Source organism: Salinibacterium sp. UTAS2018 (assembly GCF_004118935.1).
Classification (GTDB): domain Bacteria; phylum Actinomycetota; class Actinomycetes; order Actinomycetales; family Microbacteriaceae; genus Rhodoglobus.
In genome coordinates, this window is the sequence record NZ_CP035375.1 from 745261 (window position 1) to 767340 (window position 22080).

Below are 22080 nucleotides of genomic sequence, written 5' to 3' on the forward strand. Positions count from 1 at the left end.
TGAGCGTCTATGCCCGCTGAGGCCCGACCTGTTGCACGCCGTCGCAGAATGACGGATGCCGCGGTCGGGCCTCAGTGGCGTTTCCTGGCTGGCGTTTCCTCGGCGACATGTCCTCAGTGGCGCTCGACGAGGGCTACGGGAGATGAGAGATGTAGGGCGGATGGGACTTGAACCCATGACCGACGGATTATGAGTCCGCTGCTCTAACCAGCTGAGCTACCGCCCCGTGCCCACACTGCTGCGGGCGCGTATCTACGTTACCGGCAAAACCGAGTGATCGGCGCTACGACCGCCCGTTCAGCTTTCTCCCAAGCAACGTTGAGCCAGCGTTAATGTTGCGCTTCTACGATGAAGTTATGACTGATTCACAGAAAGCGCAGACCACAAGTCCGGCAAAGTCGGGGGCTCGCAAGACTCGACAGCAAAATGCTGAGTCGGGCTTCACCGCCTCGAAGGGGCTTGCCGACAAAATGCAACAGGTGTTAGTCGACCTGATCGAACTCTCACTTCAAGGCAAGCAAGCGCACTGGAACGTCGTCGGCAAGAACTTCCGCGATACGCACCTCGTGCTCGACGAGATCATTGATGCCACGCGCGGGTTCAGCGACACTATTGCCGAGCGGATGCGCGCGCTCCATGCCACACCGGACGGACGCAGCGACACGGTCGCCGAGACGACGACACTCCCCGCCTTCCCCGCCGGTGAGATCAGCACGACAGACACTATCGATCTGCTGACCGAACGGCTTGAGGGCACCATCGCCACTATCCGGGAACTGCACGACCCCATTGACGAAGAAGACCCGACGAGCGCCGATCTTCTTCACGGTGTGCTCGAAACACTTGAACAATACGCCTGGATGGTGTCGGCCGAAAACCGCACCCCCGCAAAGAAGTAGGCTCCACGCCTGCAGTTACGAGCCGATTGCTGTGGCTCCCGCGAGAGCGTCTCCTGTTAGGAGGCGCTCTCGTTCTTTTTGCCTAAAGCAACGGGATCCGTAACCATTTCGCCGCGATACATGCTCTCGAAGGTGTCAAGAGTGCGCTGGATATCGTGCGCAGCAACGATCTCTAAGCTCTCTTTCTTGAACTTGAGAACTTCATCCGGCGCCATCGTGAGCACTCGGGTGAGCTTCGCCGCTAAGTCTTCAACATTGCCCGGCTCGAAGAGGAACCCATTCTCGCCGTCATGCACAAGGTGCGGCAGCGCCATCGCATTAGCTGCGACCACGGGCAGCCCCGATGCCATCGCCTCCATCGTGGAGATACTCTGCAGCTCGGCAATCGACGGCATTGCAAAGACCGATCCGCGCTGAAGAGCGTCGCGGAGTTGATCCTGTTCGACGAAACCAGTGAGCGTGACCCGGTCCTGCAGACCCAGTGACTGAGCGAGAGCACGGAGTTTGCCCTCCAGCTCTCCCCCGCCAACGATCTCCAGTTTGGCGTTCAGCGCCGGGTCCATAATCGCGAGGGCGCGAATCAGCTTGTCGATCTGTTTCTCGTCAGAGAGCCTGCCCAAAAACACGATGAGGTTCTCGGGTTTGGGCTCAAGATTGCCGTTGTAGCCGTCGGCGTTGATGCCGCACGAAACCGCGACGACGTTTCGCACCTTCGTATTGCCCTCAAGGTACTCGGCAGCACGGCGTGTGGGGGTCGTGACGCTTTCAGCCCGCGCGAATGACCGCCCAGCGGCCTCCCACCCCATACGGATCGCCTTGCGGCGCAGGAACTTGGGGATGATGTAAGCGTGATCGAGAAGATTCTCGGGCATGAAATGGTTCGTGCCCACGAGACGGATCCCCCGCTTGCCACCTTCGATCGTCATGCCGCGGCCAATAATGATGTGCGACTGAAAATGGATGACGTCGGGCTTCACCTGGTCGAGGATGCGGGCCGAGTTCTGTTTTACACGCCACGGCATCATGAAACGCAGCCAGGGGTGACCGAGCCAACGCCACGAATAGAGGCGGTGGAGCGTCATCGACTGACCTTCATGCTCCTCGATCATCGTGCCCAACTTCTTGTTGGAGTACGACGGCGCCACGATGTGCACGTCGTGACCTCGTTCAGAGAGGCCGGCAGCGAGTCGTGCGATGAAAGTGGCGGCACCATTGATTTGCGGCCAGAAGGTGTCTGCGCCAATGAGGATGCGAAGTCGCGGTTTGCCCTCGTGGGGCGAGCGTTTCACAGCGGAAGTCACAGTCGAAGATTTCCTTAACAGTTATGCACGATGAGCCAGCCGTTTTCGACCCGGTCAGGTCATCGGCAACTAATAAGGTACCCCACGGCGCCTGTATCGACGGGGCGCTGAGCCGCAGACTGCGAAATGCTATGCCTTGATCTGCGGATGATGCTTCGACAGCGAAAACACCCCAAAGATGGCGATGGCGCCAGTAATCACAAACGCGATGACCGCCCAGAGTGGCGCATCCGCCGCTTCGCCCAACACCAGGATGCCGACGGTCACGGCAACGAGAGGATCGACGACGGTGAGTCCGGCAACAACGAGATCGGGTGGGCCCGAGGCATATGCAGTCTGAACAAAGTACGAGCCGAGCAACGAGGCGGCGATAAGCCCGACGATACAGAGGATCGTCAAGAAGTCAGTACTCTCGAAACCCGAACCGGAGATAACGATCGTCTTCACACGGTCGATCACGACCTTCGCCAGCGTAGCCACGAAACCGAACAGCATTCCGGCACCCAAAATGTAGAAAATGGGTGAGGCGTTCTTGCGGAAAACGAGAAACAGAACGATCCAGGCAGTTAATACGACAGCCAAAATGATGAGCACCAGCGAGAGCTCGCGCTGTGTCACCACCGTAGATTTCGCGAACATTGCTGCGATACCGACGAAAATGCCGACGCCGGCAACGCACATGACGATCGCGCGGATAGAGATCGCATCGAGCCGCACCTTGGCGATGCGCGAGTTCATGATGGCCGTCATCACGAGGGCAACAGCGCCGAGCGGCTGCACCACCATGATGGGAGCGATAGCGAGGCTCGAGAGCTGAAACACGATCGCTAAGCCGAGAAACGCTGTGCCGATTACCCACGAGGGGCGAGCGAGCAGCGCCTTGATTTGAGAGAAGTTAAGACCCGTGTTCGCGTCGCTGCCGTGCTTCTCTTCCATGCGAGCAACGCCGCGGTGCTGAAATTGTGCGCCGAGCGACAGCAGAATCGCCCCGATCAGAGCAAGAGGAATTCCAGCGACCTGAAGCGGGGTCAGACTGATCTGATCGGTGAGGTCAAGAATGTCTGGCGGCACCCGTCAAATGTACTGCGTTAACTCGGGATATTCTGGGCACATGGCCGTTCTTCCCATCATCATCACCGGCGAACCGGTGCTCCATTCTCCCGCGAATCCGGTAACGGCCTTCGACAGCGAACTCGCGACCCTGGTGGCCGACATGTTCGAGACCATGGAAGAGGCACCTGGCGTTGGGCTTGCGGCCCCTCAGGTAGGCGTAGGGCTGCGCGTCTTTGTCTACGACTGGGCCGACGAGAACGACACACTCTGGCGCGGCGTCGCCATCAATCCTGAGTTGTGGCAAAGCCCTCTCCCCCTGCTCGACATCGATGAAGCGGATGAAGAGGGTTGCCTTTCCATCCCGGGCGAACGATTCCCGCTGATCCGTTCCGAACGCGTCATTCTGCGCGCCTTAGATCTCGACCAGAAGCCGTTTGAGATCGAGGCGTCTGGCTGGCTCGCCCGCATCTTCCAGCATGAATACGACCACCTCGACGGCGTGCTCTACGCCGACCGCTTACAAGCCCCGGATGCCAAGGCCGCCGCGAAGGCGATCCGCAAGCAAGGGTGGGGCCAGCCCGGTCACTCGTGGTTGCCCACCGAGGAACAGCTCGACGCCTAGATTAGGGCGCGGATTCCAGCCGCCACCAGCGCGGCCGCGATGATCACGACGATGAACGGAACCCGCAGCGCGAAGAGCACGGCGGCAACCGCGACAGCAGGCAGCCGAGCATCCACGTCGAAACCACGAGCTGAACCGAACGACTGCACAACGATGAGCGCTGCCAGCAGCGAGACTGTGAGCAGGTTCGCAAGCCTCGCGACCGTGGGCTTCTCTGCCCACACCGCGGGAATAGTGAACCCCGCAAGTTTTAGCGCGAGGACCGCGATCGACGCGATCAGAATGATGTGCCAGACAGTCATCGCTCCCCCATCGGATCGGGTTCAGCCTCGGCAAGGTCACTCTCGCGGGTTCCCAGCCAGTTCGTGAGGCCCACAGCCACGGCAACGAGCGTCGCCGCGAGCACGGGCAGCCCCGCCGGCAGAACAGGCATGAGCACAGCAGCAACGGCTGCTGCGCCGACCGCCACCACGATGGGTTGCAGCTGCTTGAGCCGCGGCCAGAGGAGGCCGAGGAACGCAGCGGCGGCTGCGGCGTCCAATCCGTACTGGCTCACATCCCCGAGCTGGTCTCCGATGAGCGCCCCGAGGAGTGTTGTCAGATTCCATCCGACGTAAATGATGGCGCCTGTCCACCAAAATCCGGCGCGCTGGCTCGCCAGAGTGGGTTGCGCCGTGGAGACGGCCGTGCTTTCATCGATGGTCCAGTGCCCTGCCAATAGTCGTTTGGCAACACCGGGGCCGATCATCGGAGCCACTCGCAGGGCGTATAACGAGTTGCGCGCCCCCAACAGCACCGCACTGGCGATAGCGGCACCGCCCGCCGCCGCGCCCCCCGTAGCGAGCACGCCGACGAGGGCAAATTGAGAACCGCCGGAGAACATCAGCAGGCTGAGCACGCACGCTTGCCAGACATCCAGACCCGCCGCTACCGCCAACGCGCCAAATGAGATCCCATACGCAGCGACAGCGAGACCCACCGCAAAACTGGAACGAATAGCCGCGGATACTTCGGCAGAGCGAACCGGTCGGTCGGCGCGACGCAAAATGCTGCCCGTCACCCCGCTCGCCCCAGAGACACGAGCCCGGTCTCATAAGCGATCACCACGAGCTGCACGCGGTCTCGGGCGGCCAACTTCGACATGATGCGAGAGACGTGAGTCTTGGCCGTAAGAGGGCTTAAAAAGAGGGTGGTGCCGATCTCTGAATTGGTGAGACCCTGGCCAACGAGAGCCAAAACTTCACGTTCTCGATCAGTGATGGCCGAGAGGATGGAGTCGTCGACCGCAACGTGAGAGCCACGAGCAAAGCGTTCGAGCAGTCGTTTTGTGACGCCCGGGCTCAAGAGGGCATCGCCCGACGCGACGATACGAACCGCCCGGATGAGTTCTACCGGCTCGGTATCTTTCACGAGAAAACCGCTGGCTCCGGCGCGGATTGCGCGGGCGACGTACTCGTCCACTTCAAAAGTGGTCACAATCACGATGCGCGTATCAGCAAGTTCAGGAAATGTTGCGATCTGTTCGGTCGCCCACAGTCCATCGCCCTCCGGCATCCGGATGTCCATCAGCACAACGTCGGGACGCTCCCGATGCACCACTTCAATGACCTCGGTGCCGGTTGCCGCCTCGCCGACCACCTCGATGCCGTCTTCGGCGTTGAGAAGACTGCTGAAGCCGGCACGAATCAGCTGTTGATCATCCGCAATTACGACGCGGATCATACGGATGCCGACCGGCGCGGGATTCGAGCCGTTACGACTGTGCCGCGCGGCGCGCTCTCGCGCACCGTTAACGTTCCACCAAGGAGTTCAGCTCGCTCCCGCATGCCCACCAGCCCTCGACCCTCCGTGTGACCGTCAGCGTCGATACCAACACCGTCATCGGCAATAGTAACGAGATAGTCATCGCCCTCGACGGCTAACGACACGACGGCAGTCGTCGCCGAGGCATGCCGCACGACGTTCGTGAGGGATTCCTGAACGATTCGATAGAGCGCCAATTGCACTGCCGCAGCGGTCTGCTCCGAGATTTCTGAACTGAAATGCACCGCGAGTCCTTGGGCCCGCACCGAATCGACGAGACTAACGAGGCGCGAAAGATCAGGTTCCGGAACAAGTGGAGCATCATCCGATCTCGCGTCGCCTAAATCGGTGCCGTCGTTACGCAACATCCCCAGCAGCGACCGCACTTCGTCAAGAGCCTCTTTGCTCGAGCGTTTGATGCTCGCGAGTGCTTCTTCGGCCTGCTCGGGCTGCTTGTGCATGAGGTGAAGGCCGACGCCGGCCTGCACGTTGATCTGGCTGAGCGAATGCGCCAACACGTCGTGCAATTCGCGGGCGATCCGGGTGCGCTCGGCCCGCAGTTCTTCTTCTCTGCGACTCTGGAAAGCAATGTGGAAATGCTCGAGTTGCTCGCGCCGCCGCCGGTTCACCTCGGCAAACGCCAGCACCAGCAGCAGGCCAATGGTCGTCGCGACAACGCGATGAGAGTCGAGGTCGATGCCCACAACGAGCCCGGCCAAGAGCGTCGCCTCCCACACCACAATCATGGAGACCCACGTCCAAGTGCGGGCGCCGTGCGAGATTGCGATAACGATCGCGAAGGCGAGCGCCATGTAAGGCGCAGACAGCGCCGAGTAACCGATCAGAAAGTCTGCCGCCGCCAAAGCAGAAATGACCGCGATGAGCGGCCCGGGATACTGGCGGATCCACAGCAGCAACAGCGGCCCGATAACCGAGAGTGCTAGGGCAGCGATCGCGCCCGGGCCGATGCTGCTCAGCTCCAGAACAGTGCTGAACGGCAACACGGATGCCGCATCGCCGTACTCTGCGTAGGCGCCCGTCCAGATCACGCCCGCAATCGTGATCGGCACTTGCACCAGCAGCGAGACAACTACGGGCATCCACCGTCGCAAGCGACGCGTCCGTGGAGACTGCGACGCCGTGACGCCCGCGCCGTTCAGAAGCCCGTCGAGCATCCGACTCGAAGCGCGCGGTGTCGAGCGACGGGATGACGAAGGCATTCTCCGATGGTAGTTGGCGCACTGCGCGCCCGCGTCGGCTTTGAGGCGCAGTAGGCGCTACTCCCGGCGGAGTACGAGGCCAGCCGCCTACAAGGCCAGCAGACTGCGAGGTCGGGAAACGTCGCGAGGGAAACCTCGCCAGGGAAACGTCGCCAGGGAAACGTTGCTAGGGAAAAGCAAAGTCCCGGCCACCTGAGTGACCGGGACTGACTTGCTCCTCGACTTGGACTTGAACCAAGAACCTACGCATTAACAGTGCGTTGCTCTGCCAATTGAGCTATCGAGGATCGCTGTGCGACTCAATTACTTTAGCAAATGATTTCGCAGTTCAAAAACCATCAGGCGATTCGCGCGAGGTATGTCGGCGACAGAACCCGCGTAGGGGCAGCAATTAACTGAGGAATTCCGTTGTCATCGATTCTGAAACTCGCGATTTCGTTCGAAAATTGATTGCACACATGCAGGATCCCATCGCTCAGAATGATGTGGCGAGGCCAATTTCCTTCGCACGAGATCGCTGTGAGCGGGGCGACGCTTCGCCCGTCGTCAGCGATCGCAAGAATCGCGATCACATTGCTGTGACGCACGCCGACGTAGGCATGGCGGCCGTCATCCGAAATTGCGATCGCGGACGCTTGGTCGCCTTCAACCGCACCGGGAAGCGCGATAGAGCACAGTTTGTGAAGCCGGCGGTCTCTCCACTCGAACACCATGAAGCCGCATCCGAGTTCCCCCAGCACGTAGAACAGGTTGTCGGGACGCGCGACAATATCGCGCGGGCCAAAGCCGGGAGGCATGACGACCTCATCAACCTGTTCGAGCACGAAGTCATTGAAGCTAAAGATACGGATGCGATCGGCGCCCAGATCGAGCGACAAGAGCGTGTTGTCATCCACAAACACGGAGGAGTGCGCGTGCGGGCCTTCCTGCTGCGGCCGCGGCCCCAAGCCGGCAGTTTCTAAGACCTGCCGGGTCTCGAGCGCTGCGGAACTGCCCCGGGCTTCCAAGACTCCCAGCGTGCCCGTGCCGTAATTGGCCGCTATCACGGTGCTATCACTGACGGTGATGTGGCAGGGGTACTGCCCGCCGCTTGCAGCGATCGTGACGTTGCTGAGCGTTTCGCCGTCGCGGTCGAAAACCGCAACCTGCCCGGATCCCTCCAGAGTGGAGTAGACCTTGTCACCATCGACCACCAGAAAGGATGCTGAGGGCATGGCCGCCGCCAAGTGCGACATCTCAAGAGAGCCATCCGCCCGGCTGCGCATGACCGAGATACCTTCAGACTCGCAGTCCATGTCGGGGCCAAAGCCACCGACCAGCCACGTTGAAGAAGCGGTAACAGGTACGTCAGGTGTTGTCACGGTGTAGCTCCAGAAGTGAGTCGGCGAGCCCCTTCACATAGGGGTGCCAGGGGTCGTCGAGAACAGCATCCAAATCTCCGATGCCCACGAGGATGCCACGGTGCATGACCGCGACCTTGGTGGATACCCGGCGAACGGCGGCAAGGTCCGCAGTCACCAACATCGCGGAAAATGACCGTTGCGCTTGGAGGTCAACGATCAGATCGAGGATGGCGGCGCGCACGTTGACGTCGATGCCCGCCGTGGGGTCATCGGCGACGAGCAGCTGCGGCTCGAGGATCATTGCACGTGCGATCGCTATTCGTTGACGCTGACCTTTACTGAGCTCGAACGGATACCGATTCATCACCGAGAGTGGGAGCCGAACAGTATCGATCAACGTCGCTACCGCCTCGGCGGCCTCACGCTGATTGAAGCGTCGATCACGAACGAAAATAGGTTCGGCGATGTTTTCACCGACCGTCAACCGACCATTGAGGCGATTGCCCGCATCCTGCGGCAAATAACCAACCCGCAGGCTGAGACGGTCGCGCTTGCGGCGACTGACGTTGCGAAGCTCAGTACCCAACACCGTCAGCTCACCGCCGCTGAACAGGGGCGAACCGTTCTCGCCGGTCTCAGCGTGTAGCGCAACTGCCTTGGCGAGAGTGCTCTTACCCGAGCCGCTCTCGCCAACTACAGTCAGCACTTCTCCCGCGCCGATCTCAAAACTGAGTCCATTCACAGCGACTGAGCGTGTTTCGGGGTTGCGAGACGGGTAGCGCAGCGAAAGATCGCGGGCGCTCACCGTGGGAGAAGTGGAAGTCACCTCATCAATCTACGTCAGTCAGCGCCCGCAGCGCTTCCCTACGCTCCGTCTGCTCTCGCGGGTCGGGCACGGGCAGCGACGCCAACAAACGTTGGGTGTACGGATGCTGGGGGTTACCCAGCACCTCAGAACCCAGACCCTCTTCGACCAACTGCCCTTTGTAGAGCACCGCGATGCGATCGGAGAGCATGTCGACGACGGCGAGATCGTGGCTGATGAAGAGAGCGGCAAAGCCCAAATCTCGCTGCAGTTCTGCGAACAGCTCAAGAACCTTCGCCTGCACCGACACGTCGAGCGCGCTGGTCGGCTCATCCGCAATCAACAGTCGTGGCCGCAACGCGAGGGAGCGAGCGAGACTGGCGCGTTGACGCTGCCCTCCGCTGAGTTCGTGCGGGTAACGATCCCCGAACGCGCGCGGCAATTGCACTGCCTCGAGAAGCTCGTTGACTCGCGCACGAGCGTCGTTCGCGTCCTCGGCCTTACCGTGCACAATCAGCGGCTCAGCCACACACTGTGCGATCGTGAGCAGCGGATTGAAGCTCGATGCTGGGTCTTGAAAAACAAAACCGATGTCGCTGCGCACCGGCCGGAACTTGCGCTCCTTGAAGCCCAACATTTCGTGACCAAGAACCGACAGCGAACCGCCGGTGATCTTGTTGAGGCCTCCGATGGCGCGACCGATCGTCGTCTTGCCCGATCCGCTCTCCCCCACCAGCCCGAGCACTTCGCCGGGCGAAATACTAAAGCTCACGCGGTCGACAGCGCGGAACGGAGCGCGCCCGAAACGCCCGGGGAACTCGATTTCGAGATTGTCAGCAATCACGACAGGCTCGGCATCTTTCTCTCCGCCCGAAGCCGCGCGGTCAGCAACCCGGGCAGCAGCCCGAGAAGCTCCCGAACCAATCCGCGGTACCGCGGCCAAAAGCTTCTGCGTGTACGGATGCTGGGCCGCGTCGAACAATTGCTGCGCTGGCGCTTCTTCGACCAATTTGCCCTGATACATGACAGCAACACGGTCGGAGAGATCGGCCACGATGCCCATGTTGTGGGTGATCAGGATGATGGCCGCGCCGAACTCATCACGGCACCTGCGCAGAAGATCAAGAATTTCAGCCTGCACCGTCACGTCGAGCGCGGTCGTGGGCTCATCGGCCACAATCAGCTCGGGTTCAAGCACCAGAGCCATGGCGATCACGACCCGCTGCTTCTGCCCGCCCGAGAACTGATGCGGATAATAATCCACGCGCGACTCAGGCTCGGGAATACCGACCTTGCGCAGAATCTCGATCGCTTTCTTGCGCGCTTCGCGCTTGCTCACATTGCCGTGAGCGCGAAGACCCTCGGCGATTTGCCAGCCCACGGTGAAAACCGGGTTGAGCGCGGTCGACGGCTCTTGGAACACCATCGCGACGTCAACGCCGCGGAGCTCGCGCAGTCGCTTGCCCGACATCCCAATAACCTCTTTGCCATTGAGCACGATTGCGCCCCGTGACACTGCCGTCTCGGGCAGAAGCCCAAGGACGGACTTGGCCGTAACGCTCTTGCCGCTGCCGCTCTCGCCAACAATCGCGAGGACCTCCCCCGGCGCCAGGCTCAGCGACACATCGTCGACGGCCTTGACGTCGCCGCCATCAGTCGCGAACGTGACCTCAAGATTTTTGATCTCAACAATATTGCTCATGAGCGAGCCTCCAGCGGGTCGATCGGATTCGCATCATCGTCAAGGTCAACCGTTGAGAGAGCGGCGGTTTCAAGAACCGGCGCCGACTGGTCGGCTCTACGACGGGTGCGCAGTCGTGGATCAGCGAGGTCATTGAGCGACTCCCCCACCAGCGTGATTCCGAGCACGACCAGAACGATCGCAAGCCCCGGGAACAGCGACGTCCACCAGATGCCGCTCGTAACATCCGAAATCGACTTGTTGAGGTCGTAGCCCCATTCGGCCGCAGCGGATGGCTCGATACCGAACCCGAGGAAGCCCAAGCCCGCGAGCGTCAGAATCGCCTCGGAACTGTTGAGCGTGAAGATCAACGGCAGGGTACGCGTCGCATTGCGGAACACGTGACGGAACATGATGCGCGGAGTGCTCGAGCCGATGACCTTCGCCGATTCGACGTACGCCTCCGACTTGATGCGCACTGTTTCGGCCCGGATGACACGGAAATACTGCGGGATGTACACGACCGTAATCGACACTGCCGCTGCGAAGACGCCGCCCCAGAAACTCGACTGACCGCCGCTAATCGCGATGGCGGCCACGATAGCCAGCAAGAGCGTCGGAAACGCGTACACGGCGTCAGAGATGACCACGAGAACGCGGTCGATCCAGCTGCCGAGGTAGCCAGAGACGAGGCCAAGAAGCACGCCGGCAAAGATCGACAGTGCCACCGCAACGACGATCACAAGAACCGCTGTGCGCGATCCCCAGATCACTCGGGAGAGCACGTCGTAACCACCGACCGTGGTGCCTAGAATGTGAGCGCCTCCCGGGGGAACCTGCGCACCGAAAGCACCATCGTCATCGCGCAATTGCGAGAACCCATAAGGCGCCAACAACGGAGCGAAGAGCGCCGTAAGAAGGAAAATGCCCGTCAGAATCAAACCAGCAACGAGCATGCCGCGCTGGAGCCCTACCGACTGACGAACCTGCCGAACAATCGGCAACTTGCGCCACACAGCCACAAAACGTGAGGGTGTCGTAGTCATGATTAGTACCTCACCCTCGGGTCGATGATCGCCGCAATGATGTCGACGATGAAGTTGGTGAGCGCCACGATCACGGCGAGCAGGACCACGATGCCTTGCACCGCCACAAAGTCACGAGCACCCAGGTACTCAACGAGCTTGAAGCCCAGGCCCTTCCATTCGAAGGTGGTTTCTGTCAGCACTGCGCCGCCGAGCAAGAGCGCGATCTGAAGACCAATGACCGTGATGATCGGAATCAACGCGGGCTTGTAGGCGTGCTTGCGCACAAGGCGGTATTCGCTCACGCCACGTGAGCGAGCAGCATCCACATAGTCCATGGAGAGGCTGCCGATGACGTTCGTGCGCACGAGGCGCAGGAAGATACCCGCCGTCAGCAATCCCAACGCCAGGCCGGGAAGCACGGCGTGCGAAAGCACGTCGCCGATCGCTGCAGGACTACCCAAGCGGAAGGCGTCGATGAGATAAATGCCCGACTTGTCGTCGAGAGTGCTCAACTGCAATTCCGTGCGAGTGGAGGCACGGCCGGCGACAGGAAGTACCTTCAGCCACACAGCGAACACGAGCTTGAGCAACAGCCCCGCAAAGAACACCGGGGTCGCGTACGCAAGAATCGCCGCGACGCGGAGCACCGCATCCGGCCATTTGTCACGGAAGTAGGCCGCGACCATGCCGAGAGGGATACCGACCACTAGCGCGACGAGAACTGCGTAGAACGCAAGCTCAAGAGTGGCGCTGCCGTAGGTGACGAGCAACTCCGAAACCGGGCGGCCGTCAGTTATCGCTGTGCCGAAGTTGCCGGTGAAAATCTGCCCGAGGTACTCGAAATACTGCACCAGAATCGGACGATCGTAACCGGCGGCACTAATACGCTCAGCGAGCTGAGCCGCCGTGAGACGGTCCCCCAGTGCCGCTGTAATGGGATCGCCGATCGAGCGCATCAAGAGGAACACCATCGTTACGAGGATGAACACGGTCGGGAAGATCAGGAGGAAGCGAATGATAAGAAAACGAGCAAGGGGATTTGTGATCCCCCGAAAACGCCGGATGGGCGGTTCTGACGGTGCCGGATTGATCACGGCGGAAGCGGACTGCGACATACCTACCTATCGTGCAGAGAACGAAGACGAGGAGGTGACCCACATTGTGTGTGGGCCACCCCCTGCGTCAGAACGCTAGGCCGAGGCCTAACTCGAGCGAATTGCTCTTATTTGACCAAGCTGCCGTAGCGGAACTTGAACGAACCGTCGAGCGTAGCTCCGGTGACGTCCTTGCCCGTGATAGCAATTTGCGCTCCCTGAAGGAACGGAACGGTCGACAGCTGCGCTGCGACCTTTGCCTGAATGTCCTCGATCATTCCCTCACGCGTGGCGGGGTCGAGTTCAGTTGCCTGAGCGACGATCAGATCGTTGACTTCAGCATCCGCGTAGTGGTTGGCAAGGAAGTTACCGTCACCGAAGAACGGGGTCAGGTAGTTATCGGCATCGGAATAGTCCGGGAACCAGCCGAGCTGGTAGGCCGGGTAGGCGTCAGCCGTGCGCTCGCTCGCGTAGGTAACCCACTCGGTCGACTGCAGGTTGACTTCAAACACTCCGTCAGCCTCGAGCTGGCTCTTGACCAGCGCGTACTCGTCGCCCGATGACTCACCGTAGTGATCAGGGTTGTACTGAAGGTTGAGCTTCACCGGAGTCTCGACTCCCGCATCCGCCAGACGCTTCTGCGCTGCTTCAACGCTCGGCCCGCCTTCGCCGTCGCCGTAGAGGTCCTTGAGAACCTCAGTAGCACCGGTCAATCCATCGGGCACGAAGGAATACAGCGGCAAGTAGGTGCCCTTGTAGACCTGGTCAGAGATTTCCTGGCGATCGATCAAGTCAGCAACAGCGCCACGAACAGCGAGCGACTTGGCGTCATCCGCCTCAGGAGTCTTCGCACCGAACGGCTGAGTGTCGAAGTTGAAGACAATGTAGCGGATCTCTCCACCGGGTCCCACGATCACGTTGACGTTGTCGTTGCCCTCAAGGTCAGCAACGTCGGTGGCAGACAAGCTGCGGTGCGCGACGTCAATGTTGCCCTCTTGAACATCGAGCTTCAGGTTCGACGCATCGGTGTAGTACTTCAGCGTGATGCTGTCCGTCGCCGCAGCGCCGAGAACGCCCTGGTAGTCAGGGTTGGCCTTGAACGACACAATGTTGTTGAAGTCGTAGCTGTCGATGACGTACTGGCCAGCAAATGCCATGCCGTCAACGATCTCGTCGTCGGGGGTGACCGCATCAGCCGAGAAGACTTCTTCGTCGACGATCGGTGCGGCCGGGCTCGACAGAATCTGCGCGAACGTCTGGTCGTTACCGTTCTTCAAGTTGAAGACGATCGTGGTGTCATCGACAGCGTCGACGCTCTCAATGTTGCCGAGAAGAACCGAAGGGCCGTTCTCGTCGTTGATCGTGACCTGACGGTCGAAGCTGAACTTCACGTCAGACGAGGTGAGGTCGTTGCCGTTGGCGAACTTAAGGCCCGCCTTGAGTACGACCGTGTATTCGTCTTCACTCGTGTACTCGGCGGACTCGGCGATGTCAGGTTCAACATCGGAGGTGCCGAGCGGCGAGTTGAGCAAGAACGGGTACACCTGGTTCATCAGTGCAAACGAACCGTTGTCGTACGAACCGGCCGGGTCGAGGAACGTGACTTTGTCAGTCGTGCCCACGATAAGCGACTCGGAACTGCCAGCGTCGGAGTCTCCCCCAGCTTGGCAACCAGTCAAAGCGAGCGCGAACGCTGCTGAGCCGGCAACTACAGCAAGGACTCGCTTGCTGCTCTTGGATGCGGATGTCATATCCGTCTACCTCTTCCTGTTGCGTGCAGAAAATGCGACGGCGCGTTTGTAGGCGCCGCGCATCGTAGTTCCTCAATAGTAACACACGAGGAACCTTCGAGACTAGATCGTTTACCCGCGAATGGGGGATATTTACACGAACGCAACCAAAGAGCGGAGACTAGCCTTCTTCGCGGAGCGCTCGACGCTCCGCTTCGATCCTCATGAGGTCTCGTTGGGTCTGCACATAGCGCTCCGGATCACTCTCGCGATCCATACGCTGCAAAACTCCGAGAAGTTCGCGCTTTTGGCGCAGCAAGTCGCGCTCGATGAGATCGGTTGTCACTTGCACGCAGTACACCGGGATGCGTTCTTCACGCTCCGGAATCGGCGCAACGCTCAGTTGCTTCACGAAGGTGGAGAACGATGACGGCACTTCGTCAGCGACGGCGGAGGCCCAGCCGGGTTCGAGCGCGCGATCCACGAGAGAGGCGATGGCATCGCGCACGACCGCGAGCGAAGGCTCAGCGATCGAAATCTGAGTGAGCTTGCCCATGAGCTCGGCACCCACGACATCCGGATGCTGCAACACCGCCATGAGGGTGTCTCGCTCAAGGCGCGTAATCGCATCGACTTTCAAGCTCATGATCGACGGGCCAGGCTGCGCTGGCGCCTCCCCGAAGCCCTCTGGCGGGCGCTGGGAGGATGACTCGGACTGCGACTGCTGCTGCGCCTTAGGCGGCCCCGACGGGGCTGCGGTGCGCTTCGCTGCGGTCACGGCGTTCTGCACCTCGGTCGGCTCCATACCGAGCCATCCCGCAACGCTGCGGACATAGCCAATACCCAGTGCCGAATCGCGGATGCCCGCGACCACGGGGGCCGCAGCACGCAACGCCGCTACACGGCCTTCTACCGTTTCGAGGTCGTGCACGGCCAGTTCGCGGCGAATCTTGAACTCGAACATGGGCTTGCGCGTGGTGACGAGGCGACGAACCGCACCGTCGCCCTTCTTCAGCCGCAGGTCACATGGGTCGAGGCCATCGGGCGCCACAGCAACGAAGGTTTGCGCGGCGAAGCGGTGCTCCTCGGCAAAGGCGCGGTTCGCGGCCTTCTGGCCCGCTTCATCCGGGTCGAAAGTAAAGATGACCTCGCCCGTGGCCGTCGTGTCTGCGTTGTCGTAATCGCCAATCATGCGGCGCACGATCTTGATGTGGTCCACGCCGAACGCCGTGCCACACGTGGCGACCGCGGTCGTGACGCCAGCAAGATGGCAGGCCATGACATCCGTGTAGCCCTCGACCACGACAATCTGCTTGCCGCGCGAAATGTCTTTCTTGGCAAGATCGAGCCCGTAGAGCACTTGGCTCTTGTGATAAACCGGCGTCTCGGGAGTGTTGAGGTATTTAGGGCCCTTGTCATCGTCGAGCAGACGCCGAGCGCCAAAGCCAAGAGTCTGGCCCGTGACATCGCGGATCGGCCACACCAGGCGGCCGCGGAAACGGTCGTAATAGTCGCCCCGCTCCCCCTTGCCGATGAGGCCGGCAACAACGAGTTCTTCCGAGGAATAGCCGAGCTTGTTGAGGTGCTTCATGAGCACGCCACCGCGAGGCGCGAAGCCAATGCCGAAACGCTCGGCAGCGGACTGGTCAAAACCACGCTCGCCCAAAAAGCTGCGCCCGGGGGCTGCCTCGGGGCTCGCTAGCTGGGCGACGAAAAATTCGGATGCCGCCTGATTGGCAGCCAAGATACGCGCGCGATTGCCGTGATCGGTCGCCGCGCCGCCATCCTCATAGTGAAGTTCGTAGCTAATACGGCCGGCAAGGCGCTCGACGGCCTCGGAGAACGAGACGTGGTCCATACGCTGCAGGAATGTGTAGACGTCGCCGCCTTCACCGCATCCGAAGCAGTGATAGAAGCCGACTTGAGGCCGAACGTGGAAGCTGGGGCTACGCTCCTCATGAAAGGGACAGAGGCCCTTCATGGAGCCGGAACCGGCGCTCTTGAGGGTGACGTAGTCGCCAACAATATCGGCGAGGTTGGTGCGCGAACGCACCTCGTCGATATCGCTTCGTTTGATCAGGCCAGCCACAATCGCAATTCTAGGCCGACCGGCCGACGACTCTAGCCAACCAGTCGTGTGTGCCAGGCAATCGCGGACTGATCCGTGAGGCTAGCCACCTGATCTACTACTGCCCGCTTGCGCTGGTGATCGTTCTCAGCGGAATTCCAATCCGCCGTGAAACCAGAATCGAGGTTCACGGGAGCCGTCCAGAGCAAGACATCGGCGAGCTCGGTGAGCACGTCGCGCTGCTGCTGATAGATCGGGCGACGCGCGTTCGTCGACATGACGAAGGCCGCGACGATGCCCTTGAGCACCGCAATCTCCGCCTGAATCTCTTTCGGGATCACGAGACTGCCGCCGAAGCGAGCAAGCGCGTCCGTGGGATGCGCTTCGCGCGTGGCCTGCACTGCGGCGCCGGCAAAGCGGCCGATCAGCTGGCTCGTGAGGTTCTTGAGGCGACCGTGAGCGGCACGACTGCCGTCCCACTGATCAAGCCACGGGTCGAGGAGATCGAGACGGTCGAAGGCCGCGATAAGTTCGTCGTGCGTGAACTCGCCGCCGATCCACTCGAACATCGACTTCACGAGGTCATCGTGATTGACGCGGGCGCCGAGCGCTGTGACATCGATGAAGTCGCCGACGATGGCGTCTTCGAAGTCATGCACGGAGTAGGCGATGTCGTCGGAGAGGTCCATTACTTGCGCTTCGATGCAGCGCTGCCGATCGGGCGCGCCGGCCCGCAGCCACTCGAAGGCCGCCGTGTCGTCGTCGAAGAAACCGTACTTGCTACGACCGCTCGGGTCGGGGATACCCTGAGCGCTAGGCCAGGGGTACTTCGTGCTCGCGTCCAAGCTGGCCCGCGTGAGGTTGAGACCGTAACTCTTGCCGTCGGGCCCGAACACCTTGGGCTCGATGCGTGTCAAGAGCCGCAGGGTCTGAGCGTTGCCCTCGAAACCACCGATGTCGGCCGCCCACTCGTTGAGTGCGCGCTCACCGTTGTGGCCGAAGGGCGGATGCCCGAGATCGTGAGAAAGGCAAGCGGTGTCGACGACATCCGGGTCGAGCCCCAGACTGTCGGCAAGCTCGCGGCCAACTTGAGCGACCTCGAGCGAATGAGTGAGACGGTTGCGGGCAAAGTCGGTGCCCATCGTGGGGCTGAGAACTTGAGTTTTGGCCGCAAGGCGACGCAGCGCGCTCGAGTGCAACACCCGTGCCCGGTCGCGCGCAAAATCACTGCGGCGACTCGAATGCTGCTCAGGAAACCAACGCTCGGCGTCTGCTTCCGTATAGCCCTTAACCGCCACTGGTACTCAATTCTGCTTGGTTCAGCTCGGAACGGTGCGACTCCTGCAGTTCGCGGCTGTCGAGCCACCCCTGCGGAAGCGTCGGCTTCTTCGGGCGACCCGCACGACCGCGCTGGCCCTCAGCATCGATGCCGGGGTACTCCTGCGACCAGTCGAGGTTACCGAGCAGTTCGTCCATGTGATCGAGCGATTGAACTGCTGCCATGCCGGCCCGCAGCTCGCCACCGACCGAATACCCCTTGAAGTACCAGGCAACATGCTTGCGGATGTCGCGGCAGGCACGATCTTCCTCGCCAAAGAATTCGACCAAAAGTTCGGCATGACGCTTGAATGCAGCGGCTACTTGGCCGAGGGTGGGCTCCGCCTTGAGTGTCTCTCCGCGGAAGGCAGCAGCGAGATCGCCGAACAACCACGGACGGCCGAGGCAACCGCGACCGACAACGACCCCGTCGCATCCAGTCTCATCGACCATGCGGAGAGCATCGGCTGCGCTCCAGATGTCGCCGTTGCCGAGAATGGGCGTATCGGTGATCGTGTTCTTAAGCTTCTCGATCGCCGACCAGTCAGCGTGCCCCGAGTAGAAGTCGGCGGCCGTGCGAGCATGCAGTGCGATGCTCGCCACCCCGGCGCCGGCGCCCACGCGGGCAGCTTCGAGATACGTCAGGTGATCAGCGTCGATGCCCTTGCGCATCTTGATCGTCAACGGAATATCGCCGGCAGCCTTCACAGCGCCCTCGACAATGTCGCGGAACAAATCGATCTTCCACGGCAGCGCCGCTCCCCCACCCTTGCGAGTGACCTTGGGAACCGGGCATCCGAAATTCAAGTCAATGTGGTCGGCACGATCTTCAGCGACCAACATCGTGACTGCTTCGCGAACCGTCTTCGGGTCAACGCCATAGAGCTGGATGCTGCGAGTCGTCTCCGACTCGTGGTGCGTAATGAGCCGCATGCTCTCGGGCGTGCGCTCGACCAGCGCGCGGCTGGTGATCATTTCGCTGACGTACAGGCCAGCACCATACTCGCGGCACAGGCGGCGGAAAGCGGTGTTGGTGATGCCAGCCATGGGCGCCAAAACGACGGGAACATCGAGGTCGAGGTTCCCAATAGAGAGCTGTGGCGCGACACGCGGGTCGGCAGGGGCAAGAATAGTCACGTACCAATTGTCCCACGGCAAGCCTGAACCTTGCCGCATCTACCGGGAGGCCCCGAATGACGGCAGGAACTGACCGCGTTCGCGACGATGCCGAACGCCGCGGCATCCCCATCGAGATCGTCGAACGCGCGCCAGCGACGTCGCTCGAACACGCCGCTGAGCTGTTGGGAATCACCCCCGCCGAGATCGTGAAGTCGCTCGTCGTCAAGCGCAGTGACGGCAGCTTTCTCTTCGCACTCGTGCCCGGCGATCGCCAGATATCGTGGCCGAAACTTCGAGCGCTCGTGGGCGTCAACAAACTCCGGATGCCCGACGCCGAGGTAGCCCTCGACGCCACTGGGTACGCCCGCGGCACCATCACTCCGCTCGGCAGCACCACCGTCTGGCCCGTCTACGCTGACGAACGTATGGTCGGAAAGCGCGTGTCCATGGGTGCCGGCGATCACGGGCACACCGCGTGGGTGCAGGCAGACAAGCTGATCAGCGGCCTCGACGCGATCGTTGCCGACATCACGACCGACGCAGGAAGCAACTAATGGCCCTTGACGAGCATCCGAATGTCTTCCGGTTCGAAGCACGCTTGTGGGTCAGCCCCGCACCACGCGAAGAAGCGCTCGAGCAACTGCGAGCCCAACGGGCGTGGGACAAAGAGAATGCCCGGTTGCAACGGTGGTGGGTATCGCTCGCGATCGGAGCGGCGGTCGGCACTGCCGGAGTGCTCGCCGTCGGTTCGAGTGCGAACCTCGACCCCACGCTCTACCTGCTGCTATTGCCCGTCGGTTTCGGCGGCGGAGCCATCATCGGCGCGCTGATCAATAAACGCTTCAACGCACCGGATGCCCAGCATGCGTCCTTGCCCGCGCGCCCAACCACTGCGCCGCTCACGCTCATACCTTCGCGAGTCGCCAAAGCAGCGCCCGAACATGCGAGCGCTGCTGAACTCATCGAATGGTCGAACCGCGGATTTGTGGGCTAGACGAGACCTTCGTCGATCTGACGGTTCACGAGAGCTTGCGAACGGTGATCATCCGCGACGATGCCACAGGCGTCGCCTTCGCACGCGATCGCGTTAGGGTCGCCGAGCTGTTGAAGGGCGAAGGTCGGAAGTGGCTTCGTTGCGGCATCCATTGCGTTACGCATCTCTTTCGGTAAGTACTTGTGAGAGTACGTTAGCGAAGGTTTCACTTTCCTGCGCACCTGAAACCCCGTACTTGCCCTCGATAACGAAGAAAGGCACGCCTTGGATGCCATACTGCATCGCGGTTTCCATGTCGGCCTTCACCGCAGGAAGATACTCGTTCGACTCGAGAACGCGCACAACTTCGTCGCGATCGAAGCCGATGGAGGCCGCGATATCGGCTAGGTCGTCGACACGACCGACGTGCTCTGTCTTGACGAAGTACGCCTCAAGTAGGCGTTCCTTCATCTCAAGCTGACGGCCCTGAGCCTTCGCAAAGTGCAGAAGCTCGTGCGCCTTGATCGTGTTCGTCTGGTGAATGTGGTCGTAGTCGTAGTCGAGACCGAGGCTCGTGGCGATGTCAGTGACGCGCGTCAGCATCTCCTCGACCTGAGGCAGCGCCAAGCCCTTGCTCTCACTCAAAAACTGAGTGGGCGTGCCTTCGTACTCCACCGGGGTATCTGGCGCGAGTTCGAACGAGTGGTACTCGATGTCGACGGCGATGCCAGAGCTCTCCACAGCCGCTTCGAGCCTGCGCTTTCCGATGTAGCACCACGGGCACTGAACATCAGACCAGATATCGATTTTGACAGGGGCAATCGGGTTTGCTGAATCATTCACCTCAGCTTTAACGCCGGGGAGCGTGAAGTATTCCCTGGTCGCGTTCGTGAACGGCGCTGACCGTCCCTGAGCGTCGCTGAGCGACGCTGAGCTTCGCAAACTCAGGAGATCTCCGATACTCAGCCCGAAGGCACCAGCATTCGCGGGCCCGATTTTCGCGGATGCACGGTATCTCCTGAGTATTCAAGGCTGGCAGACCTGGAGCGGCCGAGTGCACCCTCCAGAGCGCGCAGAAAAAGCTCCCATTGCCCGAAAACCATTGAGGCGCTCACACTCAGTGCGTGAAAGCCAGCGATCGTCATTTCGATCGCCTTCAGCCGGTCCTGCTCGAACGTGTGGGCATGGAAACGTCGGCCGTCGACTTCGACTCCAATCACCCCATCCACCACCAAGTCGATCCTCTTGGCACCGACCGGAACCTGCAGCTCGACTCGATGCCCCCGCATGGTGAGCCGAGTGCGCGCAAGACTCTCGGGCAAACTCTCGCTTCGGGAATCCACCCAAGCGCGAATCGAACGTTTATGCCGAGGCAACGTGAGAATTACCTGTTCAAAATCGAACTCGTCGATGCGCCCGGAGTGCAACGCCCAGTCAACAGCTGCAACGGCCGTCTCAAGACTCTCATCGACGATGACTCGTCTGAGTGCCTCAGCGACGCTCACATGCCACCGAGTTCCCCGATCACTGACTGCCGGTGAATCCCAGTGCAGCTTCACCCCGCGCGCTCCGCCCAACCGGCGCCGTCGGTTCCATGGGCTGCGCAATCGAGACGCGTTGCCGGGTACCGATACTTGGAGTGGATGCTCATCAAGAACCCAGCCACCCCAGTCGGCAATCGCCGAAATGCCGGTAAGGCGACCGCCGACTCGCACCGCTCTCACTCGCGGTTCCGACTCGTCCAAGGTGGTGTACCACCCCTGACGAGCCCGAAGAATCGTGCCCTGCCTGACTGCGCGAGTGAGATCGATATCTCGGACTCCTCGCGCAACCAGCTCGCGTTTCTGGGCAAGCCCACCAAGCTCATCTACCAATTCGCTGACATCTACCATCAGAACAGCATCTTCGAGTGCGGGAGCTGAGCCCGCTGCTGCCCCACATCTGTTGACGAGTCGGCCGGACGGACGCTGTTGACGAGTTGTAAACCTCGGAAATTCAGGAGATGCGTTCCGGCGAGTTCGTGG

Annotated in this window: 22 protein-coding genes and 2 tRNA genes; 4 read left to right on the forward strand and 20 right to left on the reverse strand. The window is 61.0% G+C overall.

All coding sequences use genetic code 11. From position 1 onward, the window contains the following. Positions 1 to 152 precede the first annotated feature (152 nt). Positions 153 to 226 (reverse strand) — tRNA-Ile (locus tag ESZ53_RS03520). A 130-nt stretch (positions 227 to 356) separates the two neighbouring features. On the opposite strand from ESZ53_RS03520, the gene ESZ53_RS03525 reads away from it, so the two are divergent. Next, positions 357 to 899, forward strand: coding sequence for a Dps family protein (locus ESZ53_RS03525; protein WP_129071567.1), 543 nt, complete (start codon positions 357 to 359; stop codon positions 897 to 899). 56 nt (positions 900 to 955) lie between these two features. On the opposite strand, the gene ESZ53_RS03530 is transcribed toward ESZ53_RS03525, so the two are convergent. Next, complete coding sequence (locus ESZ53_RS03530) at positions 956 to 2200, reverse strand: glycosyltransferase (RefSeq protein ID WP_129071568.1); 1245 nt, start codon at positions 2198 to 2200, stop codon at positions 956 to 958. Between the two features lie 129 nt (positions 2201 to 2329). Further along, entirely contained in the window at positions 2330 to 3271 is a 942-nt protein-coding gene (locus ESZ53_RS03535) for a DMT family transporter (protein WP_129071569.1), read from the reverse strand. A 40-nt stretch (positions 3272 to 3311) separates the two neighbouring features. On the opposite strand from ESZ53_RS03535, the gene def reads away from it, so the two are divergent. Then, positions 3312 to 3875 (forward strand): peptide deformylase, encoded by a 564-nt coding sequence (gene def, locus ESZ53_RS03540; protein WP_129071570.1) that lies wholly within the window; start codon positions 3312 to 3314, stop codon positions 3873 to 3875. Here the strand turns inward: def and ESZ53_RS03545 are convergent. The 14 genes from ESZ53_RS03545 to dusB all read right to left on the reverse strand — a co-directional run bounded on the left by ESZ53_RS03545 (position 3872) and on the right by dusB (position 19140). Further along, positions 3872 to 4177 carry an AzlD domain-containing protein gene (locus ESZ53_RS03545; RefSeq protein ID WP_129071571.1) on the reverse strand — a complete coding sequence of 102 codons (306 nt, stop codon included), beginning with the start codon at positions 4175 to 4177 and terminating at the stop codon, positions 3872 to 3874. The genes def and ESZ53_RS03545 overlap by 4 nt on opposite strands. Then, positions 4174 to 4935, reverse strand: coding sequence for an AzlC family ABC transporter permease (locus tag ESZ53_RS03550; protein WP_371683545.1), 762 nt, complete (start codon positions 4933 to 4935; stop codon positions 4174 to 4176). The genes ESZ53_RS03545 and ESZ53_RS03550 overlap by 4 nt, the downstream gene beginning before the upstream one ends. Then, positions 4932 to 5597, reverse strand: coding sequence for a response regulator transcription factor (locus ESZ53_RS03555; RefSeq protein WP_129071572.1), 666 nt, complete (start codon positions 5595 to 5597; stop codon positions 4932 to 4934). The genes ESZ53_RS03550 and ESZ53_RS03555 overlap by 4 nt, the downstream gene beginning before the upstream one ends. Then, entirely contained in the window at positions 5594 to 6898 is a 1305-nt protein-coding gene (locus ESZ53_RS03560) for a sensor histidine kinase (RefSeq protein WP_129071573.1), read from the reverse strand. Before ESZ53_RS03560 ends, ESZ53_RS03555 begins: the two co-directional genes overlap by 4 nt. A 214-nt stretch (positions 6899 to 7112) precedes the next feature. Continuing rightward, positions 7113 to 7185: transfer RNA gene (locus ESZ53_RS03565), tRNA-Asn, on the reverse strand. 51 nt (positions 7186 to 7236) lie between these two features. Continuing rightward, positions 7237 to 8259: a beta-propeller fold lactonase family protein gene (locus ESZ53_RS03570; RefSeq protein WP_246837371.1), complete on the reverse strand. Its 1023-nt coding sequence runs from the start codon at positions 8257 to 8259 to the stop codon at positions 7237 to 7239. Further along, complete coding sequence (locus ESZ53_RS03575) at positions 8246 to 9067, reverse strand: ABC transporter ATP-binding protein (RefSeq protein ID WP_246837372.1); 822 nt, start codon at positions 9065 to 9067, stop codon at positions 8246 to 8248. The genes ESZ53_RS03570 and ESZ53_RS03575 overlap by 14 nt, the downstream gene beginning before the upstream one ends. A 4-nt stretch (positions 9068 to 9071) precedes the next feature. Further along, positions 9072 to 10748, reverse strand: coding sequence for an ABC transporter ATP-binding protein (locus ESZ53_RS03580; RefSeq protein WP_129071574.1), 1677 nt, complete (start codon positions 10746 to 10748; stop codon positions 9072 to 9074). After that, the gene (locus ESZ53_RS03585) at positions 10745 to 11773 is read right to left on the reverse strand and encodes an ABC transporter permease (RefSeq protein WP_129071575.1); all 1029 of its coding nucleotides are present in this window, start codon (positions 11771 to 11773) and stop codon (positions 10745 to 10747) included. Before ESZ53_RS03585 ends, ESZ53_RS03580 begins: the two co-directional genes overlap by 4 nt. 2 nt (positions 11774 to 11775) lie before the next feature. Beyond that, positions 11776 to 12870, reverse strand: coding sequence for an ABC transporter permease (locus ESZ53_RS03590; protein ID WP_129071576.1), 1095 nt, complete (start codon positions 12868 to 12870; stop codon positions 11776 to 11778). 107 nt (positions 12871 to 12977) lie between these two features. Continuing rightward, positions 12978 to 14600 carry an ABC transporter substrate-binding protein gene (locus ESZ53_RS03595; protein ID WP_129071577.1) on the reverse strand — a complete coding sequence of 541 codons (1623 nt, stop codon included), beginning with the start codon at positions 14598 to 14600 and terminating at the stop codon, positions 12978 to 12980. Positions 14601 to 14760: 160 nt separating this feature from the next. Beyond that, the gene (dnaG, locus tag ESZ53_RS03600) at positions 14761 to 16668 is read right to left on the reverse strand and encodes a DNA primase (RefSeq protein WP_129071578.1); all 1908 of its coding nucleotides are present in this window, start codon (positions 16666 to 16668) and stop codon (positions 14761 to 14763) included. Positions 16669 to 16700: 32 nt separating this feature from the next. Beyond that, positions 16701 to 17945 (reverse strand): deoxyguanosinetriphosphate triphosphohydrolase, encoded by a 1245-nt coding sequence (locus ESZ53_RS03605; RefSeq protein WP_129071579.1) that lies wholly within the window; start codon positions 17943 to 17945, stop codon positions 16701 to 16703. Further along, a complete protein-coding gene (gene dusB, locus ESZ53_RS03610) occupies positions 17935 to 19140 on the reverse strand; it encodes a tRNA dihydrouridine synthase DusB (protein ID WP_371683546.1) in 1206 nt (401 codons plus the stop codon). The genes ESZ53_RS03605 and dusB overlap by 11 nt, the downstream gene beginning before the upstream one ends. Positions 19141 to 19157: 17 nt before the next feature. Here dusB and ESZ53_RS03615 point away from each other — a divergent pair, with 17 nt between their 5' ends. Beyond that, a complete protein-coding gene (locus tag ESZ53_RS03615) occupies positions 19158 to 19637 on the forward strand; it encodes an aminoacyl-tRNA deacylase (RefSeq protein WP_129071581.1) in 480 nt (159 codons plus the stop codon). Then, positions 19637 to 20077, forward strand: a complete 441-nt coding sequence (locus tag ESZ53_RS03620; protein WP_129071582.1) for a hypothetical protein — start codon at positions 19637 to 19639, stop codon at positions 20075 to 20077. The genes ESZ53_RS03615 and ESZ53_RS03620 overlap by 1 nt, the downstream gene beginning before the upstream one ends. Here ESZ53_RS03620 and ESZ53_RS14285 read toward each other — a convergent pair. From ESZ53_RS14285 to ESZ53_RS03630, 3 genes are all read right to left on the reverse strand, one after another. After that, positions 20074 to 20241: a hypothetical protein gene (locus ESZ53_RS14285; protein WP_168187178.1), complete on the reverse strand. Its 168-nt coding sequence runs from the start codon at positions 20239 to 20241 to the stop codon at positions 20074 to 20076. The two genes, ESZ53_RS03620 and ESZ53_RS14285, sit on opposite strands and share 4 nt — an antisense overlap. Next, a complete protein-coding gene (locus tag ESZ53_RS03625; RefSeq protein ID WP_129071583.1) occupies positions 20234 to 20899 on the reverse strand; it encodes a DsbA family protein in 666 nt (221 codons plus the stop codon). The genes ESZ53_RS14285 and ESZ53_RS03625 overlap by 8 nt, the downstream gene beginning before the upstream one ends. Before the next feature lie 119 nt (positions 20900 to 21018). Next, entirely contained in the window at positions 21019 to 21948 is a 930-nt protein-coding gene (locus ESZ53_RS03630) for a hypothetical protein (RefSeq protein WP_210403830.1), read from the reverse strand. Positions 21949 to 22080: the final 132 nt, after the last annotated feature.